Origin of the sequence: Streptomyces sp. NPDC057486 (assembly GCF_042802415.1) — a bacterium.
GTDB lineage: Bacteria > Actinomycetota > Actinomycetes > Streptomycetales > Streptomycetaceae > Streptomyces > Streptomyces yanii.
On the sequence record NZ_JBHVEE010000008.1, the window covers coordinates 47,205 to 68,764 of the forward strand.

Annotated in this window: 22 protein-coding genes; 5 read left to right on the forward strand and 17 right to left on the reverse strand. The window is 70.9% G+C overall.

From position 1 onward, the window contains the following. The first annotated feature begins 18 nt into the window (after positions 1–18). Genes ACFU6I_RS06425 through ACFU6I_RS06435 form a run of 3 tightly spaced genes read left to right on the forward strand, consistent with a single transcriptional unit; the run spans position 19 to position 3,331 of the window. Complete coding sequence (locus ACFU6I_RS06425; protein ID WP_384362326.1) at positions 19–1,398, forward strand: peptidoglycan-binding protein; 1,380 nt, start codon at positions 19–21, stop codon at positions 1,396–1,398. Positions 1,399–1,412: 14 nt separating this feature from the next. Further along, positions 1,413–2,123, forward strand: coding sequence for an ABC transporter ATP-binding protein (locus ACFU6I_RS06430; protein ID WP_384362452.1), 711 nt, complete (start codon positions 1,413–1,415; stop codon positions 2,121–2,123). Continuing rightward, entirely contained in the window at positions 2,120–3,331 is a 1,212-nt protein-coding gene (locus ACFU6I_RS06435; protein ID WP_384362329.1) for an ABC transporter permease, read from the forward strand. Before ACFU6I_RS06430 ends, ACFU6I_RS06435 begins: the two co-directional genes overlap by 4 nt. Before the next feature lie 28 nt (positions 3,332–3,359). On the opposite strand, the gene ACFU6I_RS06440 is transcribed toward ACFU6I_RS06435, so the two are convergent. Together ACFU6I_RS06440 and ACFU6I_RS06445 are read right to left on the reverse strand one after the other, a co-directional pair. Beyond that, complete coding sequence (locus ACFU6I_RS06440; protein WP_384362332.1) at positions 3,360–4,991, reverse strand: sensor histidine kinase; 1,632 nt, start codon at positions 4,989–4,991, stop codon at positions 3,360–3,362. Beyond that, the gene (locus tag ACFU6I_RS06445; protein WP_384362335.1) at positions 4,988–5,689 is read right to left on the reverse strand and encodes a response regulator transcription factor; all 702 of its coding nucleotides are present in this window, start codon (positions 5,687–5,689) and stop codon (positions 4,988–4,990) included. Before ACFU6I_RS06445 ends, ACFU6I_RS06440 begins: the two co-directional genes overlap by 4 nt. A gap of 483 nt (positions 5,690–6,172) precedes the next feature. On the opposite strand from ACFU6I_RS06445, the gene ACFU6I_RS06450 reads away from it, so the two are divergent. Further along, positions 6,173–6,529, forward strand: a complete 357-nt coding sequence (locus tag ACFU6I_RS06450; protein WP_384362337.1) for an SH3 domain-containing protein — start codon at positions 6,173–6,175, stop codon at positions 6,527–6,529. Positions 6,530–6,988: 459 nt separating this feature from the next. Here the strand turns inward: ACFU6I_RS06450 and ACFU6I_RS06455 are convergent, their stop codons facing one another. Beyond that, positions 6,989–7,579, reverse strand: a complete 591-nt coding sequence (locus ACFU6I_RS06455) for a hypothetical protein (protein ID WP_384362340.1) — start codon at positions 7,577–7,579, stop codon at positions 6,989–6,991. 28 nt (positions 7,580–7,607) lie between these two features. Further along, positions 7,608–8,534 carry an SMP-30/gluconolactonase/LRE family protein gene (locus ACFU6I_RS06460; protein ID WP_384362343.1) on the reverse strand — a complete coding sequence of 309 codons (927 nt, stop codon included), beginning with the start codon at positions 8,532–8,534 and terminating at the stop codon, positions 7,608–7,610. An 85-nt stretch (positions 8,535–8,619) separates the two neighbouring features. On the opposite strand from ACFU6I_RS06460, the gene ACFU6I_RS06465 reads away from it, so the two are divergent. Beyond that, positions 8,620–9,078, forward strand: a complete 459-nt coding sequence (locus ACFU6I_RS06465; protein WP_384033037.1) for an Lrp/AsnC family transcriptional regulator — start codon at positions 8,620–8,622, stop codon at positions 9,076–9,078. Positions 9,079–9,265: 187 nt separating this feature from the next. On the opposite strand, the gene ACFU6I_RS06470 is transcribed toward ACFU6I_RS06465, so the two are convergent. From ACFU6I_RS06470 to ACFU6I_RS06530, 13 genes are all read right to left on the reverse strand, one after another. Further along, complete coding sequence (locus tag ACFU6I_RS06470) at positions 9,266–10,366, reverse strand: discoidin domain-containing protein (protein ID WP_384362346.1); 1,101 nt, start codon at positions 10,364–10,366, stop codon at positions 9,266–9,268. Beyond that, on the reverse strand, positions 10,363–10,941 hold the full coding sequence (locus tag ACFU6I_RS06475) for a phage tail protein (protein WP_384362349.1): 579 nt from the start codon (positions 10,939–10,941) through the stop codon (positions 10,363–10,365). Before ACFU6I_RS06475 ends, ACFU6I_RS06470 begins: the two co-directional genes overlap by 4 nt. Before the next feature lie 4 nt (positions 10,942–10,945). Continuing rightward, complete coding sequence (locus ACFU6I_RS06480; protein ID WP_384362352.1) at positions 10,946–12,922, reverse strand: putative baseplate assembly protein; 1,977 nt, start codon at positions 12,920–12,922, stop codon at positions 10,946–10,948. Then, positions 12,919–13,362 (reverse strand): GPW/gp25 family protein, encoded by a 444-nt coding sequence (locus tag ACFU6I_RS06485; protein WP_266983473.1) that lies wholly within the window; start codon positions 13,360–13,362, stop codon positions 12,919–12,921. The genes ACFU6I_RS06480 and ACFU6I_RS06485 overlap by 4 nt, the downstream gene beginning before the upstream one ends. 6 nt (positions 13,363–13,368) lie before the next feature. Beyond that, the gene (locus tag ACFU6I_RS06490; protein WP_266983475.1) at positions 13,369–13,656 is read right to left on the reverse strand and encodes a PAAR domain-containing protein; all 288 of its coding nucleotides are present in this window, start codon (positions 13,654–13,656) and stop codon (positions 13,369–13,371) included. 15 nt (positions 13,657–13,671) lie between these two features. Beyond that, positions 13,672–15,594: a VgrG-related protein gene (locus ACFU6I_RS06495; protein WP_384362355.1), complete on the reverse strand. Its 1,923-nt coding sequence runs from the start codon at positions 15,592–15,594 to the stop codon at positions 13,672–13,674. Further along, positions 15,594–16,397 (reverse strand): LysM peptidoglycan-binding domain-containing protein, encoded by an 804-nt coding sequence (locus ACFU6I_RS06500; protein WP_384362358.1) that lies wholly within the window; start codon positions 16,395–16,397, stop codon positions 15,594–15,596. Before ACFU6I_RS06500 ends, ACFU6I_RS06495 begins: the two co-directional genes overlap by 1 nt. A gap of 5 nt (positions 16,398–16,402) precedes the next feature. Further along, positions 16,403–16,843 (reverse strand): phage tail protein, encoded by a 441-nt coding sequence (locus tag ACFU6I_RS06505; RefSeq protein WP_266983478.1) that lies wholly within the window; start codon positions 16,841–16,843, stop codon positions 16,403–16,405. A 51-nt stretch (positions 16,844–16,894) separates the two neighbouring features. Further along, positions 16,895–18,625 (reverse strand): hypothetical protein, encoded by a 1,731-nt coding sequence (locus tag ACFU6I_RS06510; RefSeq protein ID WP_384362361.1) that lies wholly within the window; start codon positions 18,623–18,625, stop codon positions 16,895–16,897. Between the two features lie 20 nt (positions 18,626–18,645). Then, positions 18,646–18,789 (reverse strand): DUF6760 family protein, encoded by a 144-nt coding sequence (locus ACFU6I_RS06515; protein WP_266983482.1) that lies wholly within the window; start codon positions 18,787–18,789, stop codon positions 18,646–18,648. Next, positions 18,786–19,220 (reverse strand): hypothetical protein, encoded by a 435-nt coding sequence (locus ACFU6I_RS06520; RefSeq protein WP_384362363.1) that lies wholly within the window; start codon positions 19,218–19,220, stop codon positions 18,786–18,788. Before ACFU6I_RS06520 ends, ACFU6I_RS06515 begins: the two co-directional genes overlap by 4 nt. Beyond that, entirely contained in the window at positions 19,220–19,663 is a 444-nt protein-coding gene (locus ACFU6I_RS06525) for a phage tail protein (protein ID WP_327245283.1), read from the reverse strand. Before ACFU6I_RS06525 ends, ACFU6I_RS06520 begins: the two co-directional genes overlap by 1 nt. A gap of 106 nt (positions 19,664–19,769) precedes the next feature. Next, positions 19,770–21,326, reverse strand: coding sequence for a phage tail sheath family protein (locus tag ACFU6I_RS06530; protein WP_384362365.1), 1,557 nt, complete (start codon positions 21,324–21,326; stop codon positions 19,770–19,772). Between the last annotated feature and the right edge of the window lie 234 nt (positions 21,327–21,560).

Below are 21,560 nucleotides of genomic sequence, written 5' to 3' on the forward strand. Positions count from 1 at the left end.
CGAGCAACCGTGGACGTCATGAGGGATGCGGGCCAGGGGCGCGCAGAAGGTGAAGACGGGGCGGACGACCGTGCCGACGGCAGGAGAACGGGCAGGCGCAGGCGTGGCCCGCTCCTCATAACGGCCGGCTTCTTTCTGGTCGCCGTGGTCAGCACGGTCGGAGCCCTGGGGCTCGGCGGAGGCGGTACGGACGACAACGGCGCGGCGCCGGGCAGAAGCAGCGAAGTGGTGCAGGTGACCCGGGACACGCTGACCGATCAGACCGAGGTCGATGGCCAACTCGGCCATGGCCCGGAGGTTCCGTTCCAGATCAAGGCGGAGGGCACGGTGACGTGGCTGCCGGCGACCGGCAGGACGGTGCGGCGCGGGGAGAAAGTGCTGCGGGTCGACGACCGCCCGGTGGTCCTGCTCTACGGAAGCCTGCCCATGTACCGGGACTTGGGAGTGACGGAGGCAGCGCCCGAAGGCGAATCCGCGACCGGTGGCAAGGGCGGCCAGGACGGCGGCACCGGGTCCGGCCGGGACAGCGGCAGCGACAGCGGTGCCACGGGCGGCGGCGCGGCGAACGCCGACAGCGCCGGGACGGCTCAGGGAGCCGGGACACCGCGGCAGTCGACGCCGCTGCACGGCATGGACGTCAAGCAGTTCGAGAGCAACCTCAGCGCCCTCGGCTACTCGGGCTTCACCGTGGACGAGTCGTACACCGTGCTGACGGCCAACGCGGTCAAGCGCTGGCAGAAGGACCTCGGCCTGCCCCAGACAGGCAGGGTCGATGCCGGCGACATCGTCTACGCGCCCGGCGCTGTGCGGATCGCGGGCACCAGTGCGCTGGTCGGAGCCGAAGCTTCCGGCAACCCGCTCACGTACACCACCACGTCGCGCATGGTCACCGTGAACGTGCCCGCCACGGACACGAATTGGGCTCAGCGGGGCAGCGAGGTCACGGTGGACCTTCCGGACGGGCGTTCGGTCAAGGGCGAGATCGCGAGCGTGGGCAAGGACGCGTCGTCGTCCGGTGCCTCGGGCGGCGGGGACGCCGCAGGAGGGGGCGGCGCGGACGGCGGTGGCGACGGCTCGGCGGGCAAGACGGCCACCGTGTCCGTGGTGATCACCTTCGATGACCAGGACGCGCTGGGCAGCCTGGAGAGCGGCCCGGTCATGGTCCGCCACGTGGTCAAGGAGCGCAAGGGGGTGCTGACCGTTCCGGTCGCTGCCCTGGTGGCTCTGGCCGAGGGCGGCTACGGCCTGGAGCTCGCCGGAGGAAGCGAGGACGGTGGTGGCGGAGACAGCGGACCCAGCCGCTTCGTGCCCGCGAAGACCGGTCTGTACGCGGGAGGCAAGGTCGAGGTGAGCGGCCCCCGGGTCCACGAAGGCATGAAGGTGAGGATCCCCAAGTGACCTCGCCTCCCGGCATGCCCGACACCCCCGTCGTCGAGTTCGCCGCCGTGTCCAAGACCTACCCCGGCCGTGTCTCGGCGGTCAGCGGGGTCGACCTGACCATCCCGTACGGAGAGCTGGCCTGTGTCGTCGGCCCTTCCGGGTCGGGCAAGTCGACGATGCTGCATCTGATGGGCACCCTGGACAGGCCGTCCAGCGGCCGGATCGCCATTGACGGTCACGAGATCGCCGAGCTGTCCGACCGTGAGGTCTCCGCGCTCCGTGCACAGCGGATCGGCTTTGTCTTCCAGCAGTTCCACCTGGCCGTGGGGGTACCGGTGCTGGACACGGTCGCCGACGGCCTGCTGTACGCGGGCGTGCCCCTGCGGGAACGCCGGCGCAGGGCCGCACGGGCACTGGCCCGGGTCGGGCTCGACCACCGGCTCGACCACCTCCCCCACCAGCTTTCCGGAGGTGAACGGCAACGGGCCGCGGTCGCCCGCGCGGTGATCGGTGAACCGGCCCTGCTGCTCGCCGACGAACCCACCGGCAACCTCGACTCGGCCTCCGGCGCGGCGGTCCTGGAGCTGCTGCGGGAGTTGCATGCGGCCGGCACCACGGTGGTGGTCATCACGCACGACCGGGAGATGGCCGAGGCGTTTGACCGGAAGGTGGAAATGCGCGACGGCCGGATCGTGGCCGACAGCGGTCTCCCTCCGGCGGTCGGCACCGGAGTGCTGACATGAGCCGCAGGCGCCGGGCAGCCGTGCTGCGCCCCGCCCGGCTGCGCCCCGCCGACATCGTCCGGCTCGGCGGGACCGGGCTGCGGACCCGGCCGCTGCGTGTGTTCCTGTCCGCGCTGGGCATCGCGATCGGTGTGGCGGCGATGGTCGCCATCGTCGGCATTTCCAGCTCCAGCCGCGCCGAGGTCGACCGCAAGCTCGACCAGCTGGGCACCAACATGCTGCGCGTCGCCCCGGGCCAGACCCCCGAGGGCGAAACGACCCGTCTCCCCAAGGAAGCGGTGCCCATGATCGGGCGTATCGGCCCGGTGCAGCAGGTGGCGGCGACCGGCACGGTCAAGGGCGCCGCGGTCTACCGCAACGAGCATGTGCCGGTCGGGCGGACCAGCAGTGTCGAGGTCGCGGCAGCCGGATCGCAGCTGCTGCCGGCGATCGGCGGAAAGGTGCGTGCCGGCCGGTGGCTCGAGTCGGCGACCGAGGAGTATCCGGCCGTGGTGCTCGGCGCTCAGGCGGCCCGGCGGCTCGACGTCTATACGCCGGGGACGCGGCTGTGGCTGGGCGGAAAGTGGTTCTCCCTGGTCGGAGTGCTCGAACCGATGCCGCTGGCGCCGGAGGTCGACAGCTCGGCACTGGTCGGCTGGAAGGCCGCGGAGACGTATCTGGGCTTCGACGGCCACCCGTCGACCGTCTATGTGCGCGCTCGGGACGACCAGGTGGCGGCGGTGCGGGGTGTGCTCGCGGCGACGGCGAACCCCGAGAAGCCGAGTGGCGTGCTGGTCTCCCGGCCCTCCGACGCGCTGGCCGCACGGGAGGCCACGGAGTCGGCGCTGACCGGACTGCTGCTCGGACTCGGCGGGGTCGCGCTCCTGGTGGGCGGGGTCGGCGTCGGCAACACCATGGTCATCTCGGTGCTCGAACGCCGCCCGGAGATCGGCCTGCGCAGGGCACTCGGCGCCACCAGCGGTCAGATCCGCGGCCAGTTCGTCTCCGAATCGCTGCTGTTGTCCGCACTGGGCGGGCTCGGCGGAACGGTCCTCGGCACAGCCATCACCGCCGGGTACGCATACGTACGGCAATGGCCGACCGAGGTACCGGTGTGGGCGGCGGCAGCCGGGATCGCCGTCACACTGCTGATCGGGGCGATCGCCGGGCTCTACCCGGCGGTGCGGGCCGGACGCCTGGCGCCCACACAGGCGCTCGCGGGGTCCTGACCGGGCCGCACCGCCCGGGCCGGACAGGTCAGTGCGCGTCCGCCGGAGTCGTGGAGAGCACGACGGTGAAGGTCGTCCCGACACCCACCGTGCTCTCCACATCGATCGTCCCCCGGTGATCGGTCACGATCTGCCGGGCGATGGAGAGTCCCAGGCCACTGCCGCCGGTGGCGCGGCCCCGGGCCGCATCCGCCCGCCAGAACCGGTCGAAGAGGTGGGGCAGATGCTCGGCCGGTATCCCCTTGCCGGTGTCCCGCACCTGAAGGACCGCCGAGTCGCCGTGCCGGACCAAACCCAGCGTCACGGTGCCGCCCGGCGCCGTGGCCCGTAGCGCGTTGCCGACGAGATTGCCGACGACCTGACGCAGCCGGTCCGTGTCGGCGTCCACGAACACCTGCTGCGGCGCCTCCAGCTGAAGGACCACGCCGGCTGTTTCGGCCTGGGCCCGATGGGCCGTACGACAGGTCTCCAGGACGTCGCGCAGATCGACAACAGCGTGGTGGTAGGTGAGCGCACCGGCCTCGGCGAGCGCCAGGTCCTGCAGGTCGTCCACGATCCGCTGCTGCAGCATCGCCTCCTCGTGGAGGGAGTCGAGCAGTTCGGGGGTCGGCTCGACGAACCCGTCCTGCAGCGCTTCCAGATAGCCGCGCAGATTGGCCAGCGGGGTACGCAGCTCGTGTGCGATGTCGCCGGTGAGGCGACGCTGGCGCTCCTCGCCGGCCTGGACGGAGTCGGCCATCCTGTTGAAGGCGCGCCCGAGTTCGGCGATCTCGTCCCGGCCGGAGACGGGAACCCGCCGCTCCAGATCTCCTTCCCCCAGCCCCCGGGCGGCCAGGGTCAGGGCGCGTACCGGGCGCAGCACGGCCCTGCTCAGGAGCAGCCCGCCGAGGATGACGGCAAGGCTGACGCCCACCGCGACGACCACCGTGGGCGCGGCGGCCAAGGTGGGCGGCGACTCGTCCCGTACGCCGAGGCGGACCTGAAGGCGCGACGGCGCGACGGAGACGGTCCGCTCGTCGAAAACGCGCTGCAGACACGCGGCGAGACGCTGCTCGGACACGCACCGGGAGGCGGCGTCGTGGTCCTGGGCGGCGCGCGGATCCACATCCGCTTTCGGCTCCTTGCACTGGGGTGCCCGACGGTCCGTGCTGATGATCCGGGGGATGCCGATGCTGTTCGGCCGGGCCGTCACCTTGACGCCCGCCCGGGTCAGACAGGCCTGGTACGTCGCCACGGCACGGTACTCACCGATCGCGGCCACGGTGAGCTTGACCGAGGCCAGCGGCACCTTTCCCTTGGGCAACCGCAGCTCGGGGCGCGGGTCGACCAGGACCGGGGGCCGACTGCTCACCGCGCGGGGCTCGCGACCGGCGAGGGCGTCGGAATCGGCCAGCAGTACGTCGGACTCCGTGGTGACCCGGATGCGTTGCCCGGTGTCCCTCTCCAGCTCACCCACCGTCGGCGCGACACCGTCCCAGGTGCCGTGCTCGAATCCGTACGCATGGAGCTCCCCGGTGATCCGGGACACCTCCTGTCGCCCGGCACGGTCGGACTCGCGTACCTGACTGGTGATCTGGCGCAAGGTCAGCCACGCCGTGGCCGCGGTGGCCGCCATGGCGACCAGCATCAGCAGGCCGAGGACCCGTAGCCGGAAACTCACCGCACCTCACCGGCCCCGTTCGACAGCCGGTAGCCCCGCCCGTAGACGGTCTCCACATACTGCGTGCCGGCACGGCCCTTCTCCAGCTTCCGCCGGAGATTCATCACATGGGCATCGACCGTGCGCTCCAGGACGTTCTGGTCGAACCCGAAGACCCGGTCGATGATCTGCGCCCTGGTGAACGCCCGCCCCGGCTCCCCCGCGAGCACGGTCAGAATCGCGAACTCCTTGCCGGTCAGCACCACCGGCTCCCCCGCCACGCGAACTTCGAAGCGGGAGGTGTCGACCTCCAGGTCCCCGACCGTGAGCACAGCGGATTCCGTGCGCCCGGCCGCCTTCGCCCTCCGCAGCAGCGCCCTGACCCGCGCGGTCAACTCCCTTGGGCTGTACGGCTTGGTCATGTAGTCGTCGGCCCCGAGGTCGAGGCCGAGGAGCATGTCCTCCTCCGTGGCGCGCGCGGTGAGCAGCAGGATGGGCACCTGGGACTCGGCGCGCAGGATGCGGCATACGTCGAGACCGTCGACGTTCGGCATCATCACGTCGAGCACGATGAGGTCGGGCCGGGAGGATCGGGCCCGGTCGACCGCCGAACGGCCGTCGGCGACGATCTGGACCTCGTTCCCCTCCCGCTCCAGGTAGATCCGTATCAGTCGCGCCTGTTTCACGTCATCCTCGGCGACCAGAATGCGAGCGCTCAACGAGACTCCTCCGGCTGGAATTCCACAGAGTACTTGATTGATCGGCGGGGCGAATGAGTCGTGCTCAGGCCTCGATACGGAATTGAACCATCCACGGGCAGATCAGAAATGGCATGACCAATTCCGCACGAGGGCACCGTCCGAGATCGAGCTTCGGCCTCACCCCACAGGGCCGGATTCGGCCAGGGATTCCTCTCCTTCGAACGCCACCCCCCACCGAACACGGAGGAAGAGGAAGGTCGCGCACAAGGCCGCAAGTCAGCCTGGTTCGGCACCGCTCATGACCTAATTTCGCCCTGAGCATTTTCGGACTCGCTGAAATCAAATTTGGACATCTGCGATCGGAATCCTTTCTTCAGAATGCTCGGCTCGGAATCGTACTAGCGCCATCGCATCCCAAGTGATGCAGCGGCCACTGCTCCTCTTCCAGAACCACCTGTCACACGGGAGCAGGGAAAACAGAGGACAACCATGGGGGTTTCAATGAAGCGTCGAATCGCCGCCGTTCTGCCCGCGCTCGTGGCGGTGGCCGCGAGTATCCCGATCGCCCTCTCCACCACTCCGGCAGCGGCGTCCGCGGCCTGCGGCAAGACCGTCGCCGACAAGGACGGCAGCTCCTGGAACGCCACGGCCAACGGAGCCAACGAGCGCAGTGGCTCCAGCACCGGCTGTGCGATCAACGGCATCGCGTACTCCGGGCACAAGCTGGACTACCACTGCTACACGGTGGCCGGCAACTACACCTGGACGTACCTCAGGAACGACAGCACGGGTACCTACGGGTGGGTCCGTGACGACCTCCTGAGCGACTACGGAAGCTCCGTGTACTGCGGCTTCTGACCCTTTGGGGCCCGGGCACCCACCACCGGGAGCCAGGCTCCGAGTCAGGCGACATAGTGGCATGTCAGGGGCGGTCTCGCCGAGGTCGCCCCTGACCGCTGCCACTCGCCGCACACCTGACGTCTCATCACCTCGCCCTGGAAAAGAGGCCGCTCGGCCCGCTTCACCTTCCGGCCCGCGGAACGGGACGTCGGTGGCCAACGGGCCGACCGTCTGCAACGGTTCGAACACCGTGCTGATGAAAGGCACTTCCGTCGGCTTCGGCACCACCGTACGAGAAGACCGGGTACGAGAAGTCCGAGAAGGACCTCACACCGAACGCGACCACGGACGGCACCGAGCCTGCCGTCCCGCGCGACGGCAGGACCATCGCCGTCCGCACCCCTGAGGGCATCTGCACCCCGCCGATCGACGGTTCCGCCGCCCCACGCAGATCTCGCCCCGGACAGGTCTGCCGGCCTACCGCTGATCCTCGGCCGGCCGGGCCAGCTCGGCGCGCAGCTCGTCGAGCTGCGCATCGGCCGTCCCGTGCGGCCGGAACTCGACCACGTCGAGGAAGCGGAACAGGACGTGAGTCCCGGTGACTGCGTATGCGTAGTCGGCGAACCCCACCACCGCGCCGATCCCGCCCCGGACGGCCCCCCGGAGGACATGCGCGGTCATGTCCTCCGCGTCCGCCGACAGCCCCCGCCGCGCGTTCGGACGGGCCAGATAGGGGCAGACCATCGACGCGTACAGCATGCACGCCCGGTGTCCGGGGCCCTCCACGGTCGGGGCGAGATTGCGGTACGGGCGGCCCGCGGCCAGTGCCGCGCCGATCGCCGCGGCCTCCGTTCCGCCCACCACCCGCCACACCGGGCCCCGAGGTATCGGGGTGTTGCAGACCGAGCACAGCCGCCCGTGCGCGCAGTCCGCGCTCCGCCCGTAGTCGGTGAGTGCGAACTGGGGCTCGTCCCCTTCCCACGGGGTGATCGCGGGAACGGGATAGCCGCGGGTGTCGCGGGGCCTGGCCCGGACGGCCGGCGGCATCGGGACGCTGTCGACATGCACGGGCCATGCCTACCAGCTGCGGCGGGTCTCAGCGCCTGATCCGGGGCGCCCCCGTCACCGCCACGACCGCCGAGTACAGGGACGTCGTGGCCGTGATGAAGAGCCGGTTGTTCTTGGGGCCGCCGAAGGCGATGTTGGAGACCGTCTCGGGAACCAGGATGCGGCCGATCAGGGTGCCGTCCGGGTCGTAGCAGTGGATGCCGTCGTCGCAGGCCGCCACCCAGAGGCGACCCTCGTCGTCGAAGCGGATGTTGTCGAAGACGCCGTTGCCGGGCCGGCACTCGGCGAAGACCTTGCCGTCGGACAGGTCACCGCGCTCGTCGACGTCGAAGACCCGGACCTGGTTGAGCCGGGTGTCGGAGACGTACAACTGCCGTTCGTCGGGGGAGAGGACCAGCCCGTTCGGGCCGCGGAACCCGTCGGCGGCCAGGCGGACCTCGCCCGTGACCGGATCCACCCGGTACACGTTGCAGGACCCGATCTCGCTCTGCGCGCGGTACCCCTCGTAGTCGCTGGTGATCCCGAAGTCGGGGTCGGAGAAGAAGACCGTGCCGTCGCTGCGGACGACCGCGTCGTTCGGGCTGTTGAGCAGCTTGCCCTCGAAACGGTCGGCGATGACGGTGACCGAGCCGTCGTACTCGGTGCGGGTGACGCGGCGGTTCCCCTGCTCGCAGGTGACCAGCCGACCCTGCGGATCCAGGGTGTTGCCATTGCTGTGTCCCGCGGGCGCACGGAAGACGCCGACGGTCCCGGTGACCTCGTCCCAGCGCAGCATCCGGTCATTGGGGATGTCGCTCCACACGACCTGGCGCCAGGCCGGCACGTAGAGCGGGCCCTCGGCCCAACGGCAGTCGCCGTACAGCTTCTCCAGGCGCATGTCCCCGTTGGCACACCGTCCACTGCGGAACCGGCCGTCCAGGACCTCATAGATCCCGTTCACCACGTCACCGGACATGATTCCCCCTCACTCCCCTGAGACCGAACGCCGTTCAACGTATCACCGTATGAGCCAGACAGAATATGGTGTGCGTATGAAGAACGTGGATGACATCGACCGTGAGCTGCTGACGCTGCTCCAGCAGGACGCCACCCGGTCCTATGCGGCTCTGGGCCGGGCCGTGGGCCTGTCGGCGGGCGCAGCCCACGAACGCGTGCGCAAGCTGCGCGAGCGCGGCGTCATCCGCCGCACCACCGTCGATGTCGATCCGGCGGCCGTGGGGTGCGGGGTGCTCGCCTTCGTCATGGTCGAATCGACGGCCTGGATGGGCGAGTCGGCCGAGGCGTTCGCGGCCCTCCCCGAGATCCAGGAGGCACACGTCATCGCGGGCAGCGCGTCCGTCCTGGTCAAGGTGCGCACGGCGACGACCGAGCAGCTTCAGGACGTGCTGCGGCGGCTGTACGCGATCGAGGGCGTCAGCGGCACCCAGGCCACGGTGGTCCTGGAGACGTTCTTCGAGCGGCCGGTCACGGCAGCCGGGGCCGCGCCTGCCACCTCCTGAACCCGGGACGGGGCATCCTCGTGACAGGCGGATCCCCGTTGCCGACAAGCAGATCGGGCCGCGCCCCGAGAGGTCCGTGCTGGGCCACGGGGTCGGGGACGAGCCGGAAAGGCGTTCGAGCGCGAGTACGGCCCGGCGCCCGGGAACCGCCGCCGCCCGGCCCGACGGCGTCCCCGGACGTGCGCCGTCAGGACCGGCGGCCGAAGAACTCGATCTCCGCGATGGCCAGGCGGCGGCCGTTCCCGGCTCCGTACACCTCGTCCGTCGTCAGCCGGGCTCTGACCGTCTCCGCACCCACCACGTCGAACGTCTGCGGGCCCGCCTGGTCCTTGAGCCTGATCCGCTTGCTGACCTTCCTGCCGTCGGCCGAGGTCAGCACCACCGTGATCTTCTCGGGGCGGGCCTGGGTGAGGAACTCGTCCGCCTTCGCCGACGTGCCGGGAAAGACGATCAGCTTCATCACTCGTACCGGCTGGTCGAAGTCGCACTCCAGGTACTCGCCGACTCCCGCACCGACATTCTTCGGTGCCCAGTAACGGTTGTTGAAGCCGTCGAACGCGGCACCGGCCGGGTGACCGGGTGCCCTGCTGGAGCTGCGGAAGGCCGAGGGCGGCACCGACTCGGGACTGCCCGTCTCCTTCTTCGCGAAGCCCAGCAGCCCGGAGAGGTGCGGCAGCCCGAACCAGACCAGGGCCGCCACCAGGATCAGCGTCAGCGGAAGCGCGAGACTCGGGCGCCGCCACAGTCTGCGGCGCGGCCGGGCCCCGGCGAGGGGCGCCCGGCGGGGGCGGCGGCGGAGGATCCGGCGCCACCACGGGGGCGGGAGCTCGGGGGCCGGTCCCGGGTCCAGGAGCAGGGCGCAGTGGATGCACAGGGTGCGGTCCGCCGCGTTCTCCGTACGGCAGTTGGGGCAGCGGACGGTCGCAACGGGCGGTGCCGGGGGCGGAGTGGTCGGCGGTCCCGGGGATGGGACGGGCTGCGCCTCGGGTCCGGGGACGGGCTCGGTCGTCTCGTCGGGGCGGCGCGGGGCAACGGCGGGTGCGGGAGCGGGGGCGGGGGGCGCAGTGGGCGGTGGAGTGAGGGGTGGTGACGGGGGGACGGGGACGGGGGTGGGTGCGGGAGCCGGTACGGGGGCAGGCGTCGGGGAAGGAGCCGGGGCGGGAGCCGGAGGGGGCACAGGGACAGGCGCCTGCGGCGTCTCCGGTTCCTCCCAGTTCAGGAACGCCTCGCAGGACGTGCAGAACGCCGTCCCCGGAGCATTCCGGTGCCCGCAGTTGTCGCAGATCACGCCGCACCCCCGGTTTCCGTCCCACCCGGCTGCGGCGCCGACGGCAGGATCTCCACCGTGCGGCCGACGTGCGCCGGGACCTCCGCGCCGATCAGCTCCTGCAGCCGTACCCGGTCGAGACGGTCCGGATCCGGCACCCGGAGCCGGACCGTCACCCAGGGCCCGGCCTGCCCCGGCAGCGCCGTGTTCGGGCGCGTCGACCACGCCGTACCGCCGCTCTCGACGATCTCCGGTTCGATGCCGGTCTCCAGCCGTACCGCGTCCGCAAGACCGCGCAGCGTCCCGCGCCGGCTGTGCCCGGACACCGCGCCCCGTACCGCCGCCCGGCGCTGTTCGAGCGGGCTGTCCTCGTGCGGTTCGACCGCCACCCACTGGGCCAGCCAGGCGAGGAAGTCGTCGGGGGCGCTGCGCGGGTCGAGGTGGGCGGGCAGGTTGTCGATGGTGAGCAGGACCGGCGCGAGTACGTCGTCGAGCGCCGCGAGGAAGCGCTGGAGGAAGTCCTGTTCCAGGTAGACCGCCGGCAGCTGTTCGATCAGCGGGTGCGGGGTGGGGAGGCCGGTCACGGCGGTGCGCATGGGGTCAGCCCTCCCGTACCCGGAGCTGGTGCTCGTAGCTGAAGACCAGTGCGTGCCGGTCCAGCGTGATCTTCGTGGTGGCCGTCTCGCCGCGCTGCCCGCTGAACGGGTCGGCGGGGAAGAGTCGTACGTCCTCCACCAGGTCGAGCCCCGGCACCTGCTGGAGGACGGCGAACGCCTCGCCCGACTGGATCGGCCGGCCGAACGGCCAGCCCTGCCCGGAAGGTCCGCCGGTCAGCGGGTTGAAGTACCCGTACAGGGCGGCGAGGGCCTGCTCCCGTACCCGCTCGACGACCGCTCCCCTGCTCGCCTGTACCGAGGCGACGACGGTGACGCCCTGGTAGAAGGGCGGTTCGACGACGAGCCGGGCGCCGATCGGGCGCCGTTCGTCGAGATGGCGGGCGACCAGGGCGAGCGTGTGCGGGGGCGGGATCAGCTCGTTGAACCGGATGCGGCCCTGCTCGTCGCTGCGCCCGGCCGGCACGACGAGCAGCCGCACCCCGCCCGCCTCGGCACCCGCGTCCTCCCCGGCCGGGATGCAGTGCACCCTGGCGGCGTCCGGTGAGACCTCGCGGGCGAGCAGTTCGTAGTCGTGCGGGACGACGGCCCGGTGCAGGGTACGCAGGGTCATCGGGCCGCGTACCCGGGCGCTCTCCACCGTCTCGCCGTCGACGCCGCCGAGCGCCGGATTCCGGTTCTCCACGCGGGCCACGTACGGGATGGCGCTGCGCAGCACCCGGAGGGTGGAGCGGGCCACATTGCCGCGCAGTCCGCCGCCGGTGCGGTAGGAGCGGACCCGGACGGTGGCGCCCTTCGGGGGCACGGCCCCGTAGTGGCGGATGCTGCCGTCGCGTTCCCGTACGGCCGGACCGAACTCGACCCGACCGGAGTTGGGGTCCAGGGTGATGTGCCGGTCGTCGGCTCCGGAGTGCGCGAAGTCGTCGACGCGGCTCCAGTCCTGCGTGCCGTCGGAACCGTTCCCCGGGCTCCCGGCCGGGTCCACGACCTCCACCACGAAGTCCCCGGGGACGACCGGCGGACGGGACACGGTGAGAGCCTGCCCGGGCACGCCCTCCGCGGCCCCCAGCACCTCGTCGGTCACGGTCTCGGCGTGCTCGGCCTCGACGGTCGCGCCGATGGTGAAGGCCGTGATCCTGCGGACCACCGGCGGCGCCACATAGGTCGGTTGGCCTGCGGCGGCCTCCACCAGGCGGCAGCGCAGCCAGCCGCCGGTCCGCCGCACCACGACCGCCGGGGCGTGCGTCTTCGGCAGGTGGAGGATCAGCTCACCGGACTTGTTGAAGCCGCCGGTGTCGTCCTTCTCGATCTCGCAGGCCGTCCACGCGTTTCCGTCCCAGGCCTCCCAGACCAGCGGCGGCCGCAGCGGGTCGACACCGACACCCTCGACCTTGCAGTCCAGCCGGAGGACGACGACTCCGGCTGGAACGGCGGCGGACAGCCCGATGTACACGGCGTCCCCGGGTGCGGGGGTCGAGTCGAAGCACGGTACGTCGCGACCGAGTGCCAGCTCCTCGGTACGGTCGACGGCGTCCCCGGACGTCGGCCAAATAGCGAGGTGCGCGAACGCGCACGGCACGATGGACAGGTCGCCCACGGTCGTGAAGACGACTGCGTCCTCGGTCTCGGTACGCACGGTGGCGACCTCCGTACCGGCGCGCACGGTCACCGGCTCGGGCTGCGGCGCGGAGAGCCGGAACGTCACATCGGTGCGGGCCGCCGTCGGCGGGTGGAGCCGGACCCCGATGAGGTCGAGGAAGGTCAGATAGCTCTTCTCCGGGACCCGGTTCACCCGGTAGACGAGCTGATCGACCATGGTGGCGAACGCCTCGATGAGAGTCACCCCGGGGTCCGACACATTGTGGTCGGTCCACTCCGGGCAGCGCTGCTGGACGAGGCGCTTGGCCTCGTCCACCAGGCCCTGGAAGCGGCGGTCGTCCAGATGGGGACTGGGCAGCGTCACGCGCCGTTCTCCTCCTCGTACCGATCGGGCCGGTCGTGCGGGTCGTCGTGCTGCGGGATCACATAGAACGGGAAGACAAGATTCCGGGGGTCGTTGGCGCCCCGCACCGTGTAACCGATGTCGATGTAGAGCACCCCCTCGTCCGCCTCGTCGAACCGGACGACGACCTCGGTCACCTCGATCCGGGGCTCCCAGCGGTCGAGCGCGAGGCGCACCTCGTAGGCGAGCTGGCCCGCCGTTCCCGCGTCGGCCGGCGCGAACACGTAGTCGTTGACGGCACACCCGAACTCCGGCCGCATCGGCCGCTCCCCGGGCGAGGTCGCCAGGATCAGCCGGATCGACTCCTCCAGCTCGTGCTCGCCCCGCACCAGGGCGATGGAACCGGTGGCATCCGTGCGCGGCGGGAAAGCCCACCCGGCGCCGATGAACTGCTGGCCCATCTCCGCTCAGCCCCCGATCAGCACCGTCGCGCAGCCGGACACGACGGGCGAACCACAGCCGGCCAGGTCCCCGACCCGGGCGGCGGGCTTCCCGCCGATCAGTACGGACGAGCTGCCCGGTGGCGCGATCGTGGACGGCGGATGGGCGGCCGGGGAGGTACAGGTGTGTGCGGTGCCGACCGTGGCGGCGGGCTTCCCGCCGATGAGAACGGACGCGACACCGGGCGGGCCGACCGTGCCGGGGTGCCCCGTGGGGTCACCGACGCGGGCGGCCGCCGCTGCTGTTGCGGACACGTCGACCCACTCCTCTCAATTGATCCTGACCATCGGCGCGTTGATGGAGCACGAACTGCCGCCCTTGATGTCGGTGCGCTGGGTTCCGTTGACCGCGACCTGGCCGCCCTGGACGTCGACGGTGCCGCCCGTGGCGAGCGTGACCCTGCCGTTGCCGCCGTCGACCGCGACTCCGGAGCGGGACGTCAGCGTGACGCTGTCGCCGGAGAGTTCGAGCGATCCCCGGCCGGCGTCCAGGGAAACGCCCTCGGCCGCCTTGATGGAGACCTGCTCCTTCGCCTCGATGGTCACGCCGCCGTCGCTGTCGATCACGATCACGGTGCCCTTGCGGTCCAGGTCGATCTTGAGCTTTCCGTCGCCGGTGAGCAGGCGCACGCCCTGCGGGCCGTTGGCGGCGTCGAGCAGCTCCAGCTGGTTCCCGCCCTTGGAGGCGAAGGCACGGCGGTTGACCGCGCCGCTGGTCGGGTCGACGAGACCGCCGGCGCCCGGCCCGCCCGAATCACCGGTGCCGGAACCTCCGCCCTCGCCTCCGCCGCCGCCCTGCGACGGTCGGTCCTTCCCGTTGTACAGACCGGCCAGCACATAAGGCCGGTCCAGATGTCCGTGCTCGAAGCCCACCAGCACCTCGTCTCCGACCTCCGGGATGAACGCTTCGCCGCCGCTCGTCCCGTTGGACTGCGCGGTCCGCGCCCAGTCGCTCGCGTACTCGTCCGACAGCCACGGGAACCGGACCTTCACCCGCCCCGACCCGTCGGGGTCGTGCGTGTCCGTGACCGTCCCGCTGACCAGCCCGTGGCACCGCGAACCAGCACTGCCGCCCGGCCCCTGCGCACCGGAACCCCCGCCCGTCAGCCCGAACAAGGACCGCTCCTGCTGCCCGGAGACCGTGATCCACGTCTCGTAGCCGCGTACAGCGTCGAAGACATGGCGTGACGACGTGACCGTGTACCGCCCCTCGAAGGGCTTGCCCACCGCGTTGAGCGCCACCGCGCTGCCCGCCCTGACCTCAGGGTTTCCGCGGATCACGGCCTCCAGCTCCGCGAAGGACCCGGCGATCCGCTCGGCGAGCGCCTTCGCCGCCTGGTCCACCTGCGCCTGCTCCCCGTACGCCGCGTCCGTGACCACGAACCGCGCCTCGCCGAACGGTGCGGTCACCTCGGCGGCCGTCACCCCCAGTTCCAGCGTCGACGACGTGCCTGCCGGGGCCTTGCCCACCAGCGGCTGCTTGGCCTTGACGTCCCAGCCGCGCACCTCGACCTCGGAGACCTGCTCGGCTGACGACACCCCCGCCCGGCAGCGCAGCAGATTGCTGCCCATCTCCAGGACGAGCGGGTTGCGGTCGGCGCGCGCCGAACCGTCGGGCGCACCGCTCGCCTCGGCGGGCCGGGTGATGTGCAGCGCCCCGTCGAGTACGTAGGCCTGCGCCCCGGCCTCCTCCGCCAGGCCCCGGACGAACTCCCAGTCGGTGATGTTGGGCTGGGCGATGTGTTCGAGCACGGGTCCGGCGATGTCGACCCTTCCCGGCTTCAGCCCGGCGCGCTGGGCGACCTGGCCGCAGATGTCGGCGAGCGTCATGTTCTGGTAGCTCGCCACCCTGCGCCCCCGGAACAGCCGGTGCGACTCGTCGAGCCCGCGGACGACGGTGAACGTCCCCGTCTCGTCGAGCTCCACCTCCAGTGCGGTGACCACCCCGTCGAGCAGCGGCTTCGGGGCCGTGTCGCCGCCCGCACGGGCCAGCAGCCGGGCCTGGCTGCCGATCTTCAGCCCGGTCTGTTCGAGGAGCACCCGGTCGGGGTCGCGGAAGCGGAGGAAGAAGAGGTCGGGGAGCGTGCGGCTGTCGTCGACGTACCCCTCGACCAGGGTGTTCACGAACTTCGGGGGAAGCGGTGTGCCGTCGAACTCCACCACCAGCGCGGTGGCGACGCCCTGCTGCGCCATCAGCCCCGCCCCCGTACCGGATTCTCCGGCTCCGCGAGTCGGCTCAGCTCGTCGAGGGCGGGCAGCAGCAGCTGTGTTCCGGGCGCCAGCCGCATCGGGTCGTCGATCCCGTTCGCCTCGGCGATCACCCGCCACGCGGCCGGGTCCCCGTACTCGCGCTGGGCGAGCGACGGCAGTGAGTCCCCGGCGTCCACCCGGTGCACCCGCCGGGCCGCCAGGGCGCCCGAGGTCGGATTCTGCCCCGGGGTGTCCCCGCTGATCTCCTCCATCGTGACCTGGCAGACCGCCCGGATCGGCACACCGGATGTGGTGAACAGGGTGTATTTCGCCTGCACTTGGCTGACATAACCGGGGAACCCGGTCAGTCCGCCCCAGTGGAAGACCACCCACGGCGGGGATGACCGCTGCTGCTGCCTGGTCTCGTTCGTCGGGACGCAGCACGCGAACAGCTGCTCCACGGCGGTGACGACCCGGGTGTCCTGGGTGTCACTGGCGTCGAAGAACATCTCGACGGTGAGCTTGCTGGGCTGCGACCCCTGGTACTCCGGCGGCCCGGAACTCTTCGCTCCCTTGGCCGGACTCCGCTTCCACGACGCCGCCTTGGTGAGGCTGAGCTCCTTCGGATTGAACTGGAAGTCGATCCGGCCGCACGGACCGCCGGGCGTGAGACCGCCGCCGGTCGGCGGGGTCCGCAGCTCCAGATAGGCATGCTCCAGCTTGGGCCGGGCCGAGCTCCCTTTCGCGGCCGACGACACACCGGACGTACCGGCGGCACTGAAGGCGATGGGTCCCGCACCGCTCACGTCGGTCAGCCCTCCATCACATAGCCGTGGTGGGCGATCTCGATCGTCTCCATCGCGACCTTGGGCGACTCCGGGGAGAAGGACGGCCCGGTCCACCGCACGGGCACCACCTCCAGCAGCCCCCACTGCGCCACCTTCTGCCCGTCGCCGGTCCGCGCCTCGATGTGGGCGGTCTTGCGGCTGAACCCGGTCGTCATGGTGGCGAACCAGCGGGCCACCTTCTCGGTCTCGCGGGTGAGCGGCCGGGACAGCTTCACATTGGAGTACTTCAGCCGGGTCGGCAGCTGCCACAGGTGGCCGTTGTTGCCGCCCTCCTCCCGTGTTTCGAGCACCACTTCGCAGCCCAGGCCGTCGCAGGTGTTGAACGACCCGAGCTCGATGTCGTCGATCGTGACGACGAAGCAGACGCTGACGGCGGGATCGTTGTCCGAGGGAGCGGTGGCCATGGCACGTACCTCTCAATTCCTGGGTGGGGCGGTTCGGTGCCCGGTGCGGATTCAGTGCCTGGTGCGGATGAGGAATCCGGCCCGTTCGCGTTCCAGCCGAAGGTCCGCCTTGAGGAGCCGACTCAGCGGGCCGTACAGGGCGCGTACGAGTTCGTCCGTGACGGGTGGCCCGCCCTGGCCGGTGTGGCCCACGGACCCCGGCACGGGCGACGGGCCGGCACCGGCGCCCTCGCCCCCGGGCTCGGGAGCGGGCCCGGCTTCGGGTTCCGGATCCGGTTCCGGTTCCGGTTCGGGCGTCGGGGGCGGCGGCTCGCTGGTCTCGGTCTCGCGCTGGACGACGGGCTGCGAGAAGCCGGTCGGCGCAGTACCGAAGACCACGCTCCCGTCGGCCATCCGCTGCGCCACGCCGGCGGCCACCGCGACCGAGCCGGCCGACGGGACGGCCGGCGCGGCAGGGTTACGGGAACGGGGCGCCGGAGGCCCGCTCACGGACTGCCGCTGCAGGGCGGGGGGAGGTGGAGAGGGCGGTGATGGTGCCGGTACCGGGCCCCATGTCTCCCGCACGGGGACCGCCGTACGCTGCACCGTTCCCGTTCCCGTTCCCGTTCCCGTTCCCGTTCCCGTTCCCGTTCCCGTTCCCGTTCCGTTTCCGGTTGCTCGCGGTGCGGCGGACGTCCAGCGGACCGGCACCACTGCGGGGGACACCGCTTCCTCGGGCGAGCGCTGCACGGGGGCGGCGGCCGCAGCGCCCCGGAGTCCGGTCTCCGCCCGCGCCGCGTGGATGGGCAGGGGCCGGTCGGCGAGCAGCGGGGCCACGGGCAGGGACGGCGTGGTCGGTGCGTTCGTGGAAGTGAGGGCGGCGCGCTGTACGGGGGCGAGGGCGGTGCGCTGTACGGGCACGGGGATGGGCGTCATCGGCTCTGCACTGCTCCCGGCCTGTTCCTGAGGGGCAGCTGTCTCCGGCGGCGAGGCGACCAACGGGTCGTCCCCGAGAAGCGGCGCGGTGTCCTCATCCGGCCCACGCTGCACCTCCTCCGGCCCCGTACCCTCCGCACTCCGGGACACCGGAACCGGCTCGCTCCCGGTTCCCGGCACCGTGGCGGCAGCCTCCCGCTGCGCTGTCGGCGGCAGGCCGGGCATCGGCGCACCGAGCCCGGGGGCACGCCGGGGCCGTTCGGCAGCCGGACGAGGTACGTCGGTCCGCTGAACAGCCGGCGCGACGCCCGGCGCCGGAGCAGGACCAGGAGCAGGCACAGGACCAGGCGCAGACCCAGGAGTGGACGCAGAGGCAGACACCGTCGCCGTGTCGGTGACGAGGGGCTGCTCGCCGATCAGTTGCCGTACCGGAAGGTCCGCCACCGCGGTTGCTCCCGCCATGGTCAGGACGGGCGCCTCGTCCCCGTAGGACGCCCGCTGCACGGCAACAGGGAGCGATCGTGACGGCGGGCCGGAGCGCGGCGGCATCTCCACCGACCGCTGCACCGCTGATGGCCCTCCCGCCGGGGCCGCACTCGTCGAGGTGATCCCGTGCACCAGGCCGGAGGGCGCCTCCGGGCTGATCAGGTGCCCGAGAGGGAGACCGAGGGCGGTGTCCTGCCGGGTGGTGAGCGCTCCCTGGAAACCGCCCGGGTCGATGACGAGATCCTGACCGGTCACCGTCCGCTGCAGGGGCGGCAGCCTGGACGGATCGAACCGCTCCCGCCGCACTGCGTCGACGGGGAGCCCGGCGTCGCCGCCGCCCTCCTCCGTCCGGCGGCCGCGCAGCCAGGACATCAGACCCATGGCTCTCGTCCTCCCCTGCGTTACTGCCCGTTGAGGCGGGCGACCTGCGCGACGAACCTCAGGCGTTCCGGGTGTTCCAGGTCCAGCAGTTCATCGAGTGGCCAGTGGAAGTGATAGGCGAGGTACGCGACTTCCTCGTAGAGCTGGTCGGCCGCGTACGTCACGATTCCCCCAGGCGGCCACCGGCGAGATCCACCGCGAACTCCTCCTGGCAGGACGGACAGGTGACGGCGGCGCGGGTGTGTCCCTCGGCGTTGATCCGCCGGTAGAAGTCCTGCAGAAAGGCCAGGTCGGAGGCGAACAGGTCCTCGATGATGCCCGGGTGGATGTCGTCGAGCGTGCCGATCCGGGTGACGACGCGGGAGATCAGCACGACCGACAGATAGGCGGAGTTCTCGCGCACCCGGTCGTCCCGCAGCGGTACGAGCTCGTCGCGGGCGGTCGCCAGTCGCATGACTCCGGTGCGGTGGACGGTGCCGGACTCGTCGACGTATCCGCGCGGGAGCTCGAAGGTGAACTCGGTGCGCAGCGTGTCCCGTTCGGAACGTTCTTCGAAGGTGGGAGCCGTAGCCGGCGCCTGGGCCGTACGCCGCATCAGTCGAGTTCCATGCTCTCGTACGTGATCGACAGCTTCTCCGTCAGAACCGAGGTGTCACCGGCCTTGAGCGTGCCGATTTCAAGGGACTTCGGCCAGGCGTTGATGAGCTTGTAGCGCTTGATGGCGATGCCTTCGTAGTCGTACACGATGACGGCGCCGTTGCGGCGGGCCGCGGTCATGCGGCCGAACCGCGAGTCCTTGATCCACCGTTCGAAGCTGTTGTCCTCGGTGAGACCACGCGTCACGGTGACCTCCCCCGCCTTCGGACGGCCGGGGAGCTTCTTGATGGCATAACGCCCGTCGGCGGTGTTCTGCTTCAGCTCGATGACGTCCTGCTCCATCTTCAGACCACTGACTTCGGTGATCTGCTTGATGACGACGCTGTCGAATTCAAGACCGAAGGAATGCCCGACGGAACTGTCGAGATCGGGAAGTGGCACAGCGAACTCCTCTACCTGTTACAGAACCCCGGAACCACGGAAACTCCGGAACCACGGAACCCTCGGAATCACGGGGCCCCGGATCCCTCGGAACCGGGAACGGCGGTCACTCATCGACCTCGCCCGATCCACTGGTCAGCTGAGAGAGCCGGAACACCACGAACTCGGCCGGCCTGACCGGTGCCACACCGATCTCACAGACAACCTGACCTGCCTCGATGGTCTCCGGCGGGTTGGTCTCGCGGTCACACTTGACGTAGAACGCCTCGTCCGGCGTCAGCCCGAACAACGCACCCCTGCGCCACTCGTTGACCAGGAACGCCGAGACCGTACGCCGGATACGGGCCCACAGCGCATCGTCGTTCGGTTCGAACACGACCCACTGCGTACCGGCGAGAATCGACTCCTCCAGGTAATTGAAGAGCCGCCGGACGTTCAGATACCGCCAGGCCGGATCCGATGCCAGAGTCCGCGCGCCCCATACCCGGATTCCACGCCCGGGGAAGGAGCGAATGCAGTTCAGCCCGATCGGATTGAGCAGATCGTGCTCACCCTTCGTCAGCTGCGTCTGCAACGCGACAGCGCCCCGTACGACCTCGTTCGCCGGCGCCTTGTGCACACCACGCGACTCGTCGTTGCGCGCCCAGATGCCGGCGACGTGTCCGCTGGGCGGTACGAGCTGCGCCCGCCCGGACGACGGGTCGGCGACCCGGATCCACGGGTAGTAGAGCGTCGCGTACTTCGAGTCGAAATTGGCACGGTCGGTGCGCCAGGCCCTGATCTGCTGCGGAGAGAGCCCGGGCGGCGGGTCGAGGATGGCGACGCGGTCACCCATCAGCTCGCAGTGGCTGATCAGCGCCTGCTGCACGGCGATGACGGACTCCAGGTCCAGCAGTCCGCGTTCGTACGCGCTCATGAGATCGGGAACGGCAACGGTCGTGATCTCCTCGACCGCTTCCAGACCGCCGAAACCGGTCCGCTGGTCGGGATCGCCTACGTACGCTTCCGAGCCCAGCGTCCCGGGGGCCGAGCCCAGAGCGGGTGCGGGCGCGAGCGTGACCGTCTGCGGCTCGGGCCTGGCCGGCGCGGCCCCGCGTCCGGACTCCCGGACCTCGATCAGCTCGGACTTCGCGTTGACACGGGTGGCGACGTTCTCCTTGCTGCGCTTCGTCGTGACCGCCGGGTAGGTCTCGACGACCTGCCCGTCGCGCCGGACGAGCAGCTGGAACACGTCCTGCGGCGGGTCCTCGCCCTCGACGTCCGTCACCTCGACGGTGATCTCCCCGCTCACACCGGGACGTGCCTTGAGTGCGTACGGGCCGAGCTGGGTCTCCGTACCTGCGGGCAGCTGCCCCGGCTCACCGCCGCCGCCGACGCTCTCGGGCTCGGCGGCCTCGGTGCCGTCACCGATACGCACCACGTAGCAGATTCCGCCGCCGTTGGCGAAGAAGCCGTAGACGGAGGAGGCGAGATAGGTTCCCTCGACGAAGTCACCGAAGCGGCTGACGAACTGGCTCCAGTTCGTGATCAGCGTCGGCTCGTCGAGCGGGCCCTTCTGGGCGAAGCCGACGAAAGCGGCGACCGAGGTGCCCACTCCTTCGATCGGCCGGGAACCGGAATCGACCTCTTCGACGTAGACGCCCGGGGACAGGTACGACGGCATGTAAGTCTCTCCTTGACCTCTCCTCGACCGGGGAACGCGGGCCATTCTCACCACCGGGCCCGTGCAGGGGGAACGGATACTCGGTCGCCCTGCAGTGCACGGGAGACTGCCCGAAGAGGCAATCCGCGTGATCCGCCCAACCAGGCCGGCTCTGCCCCCACCCCCGCCCACGCGCGCTCCGCATCCCCGTTGTCCGCCACCCAGGCTGGCGAGGCTGGGGAAGCGGTGACCGGG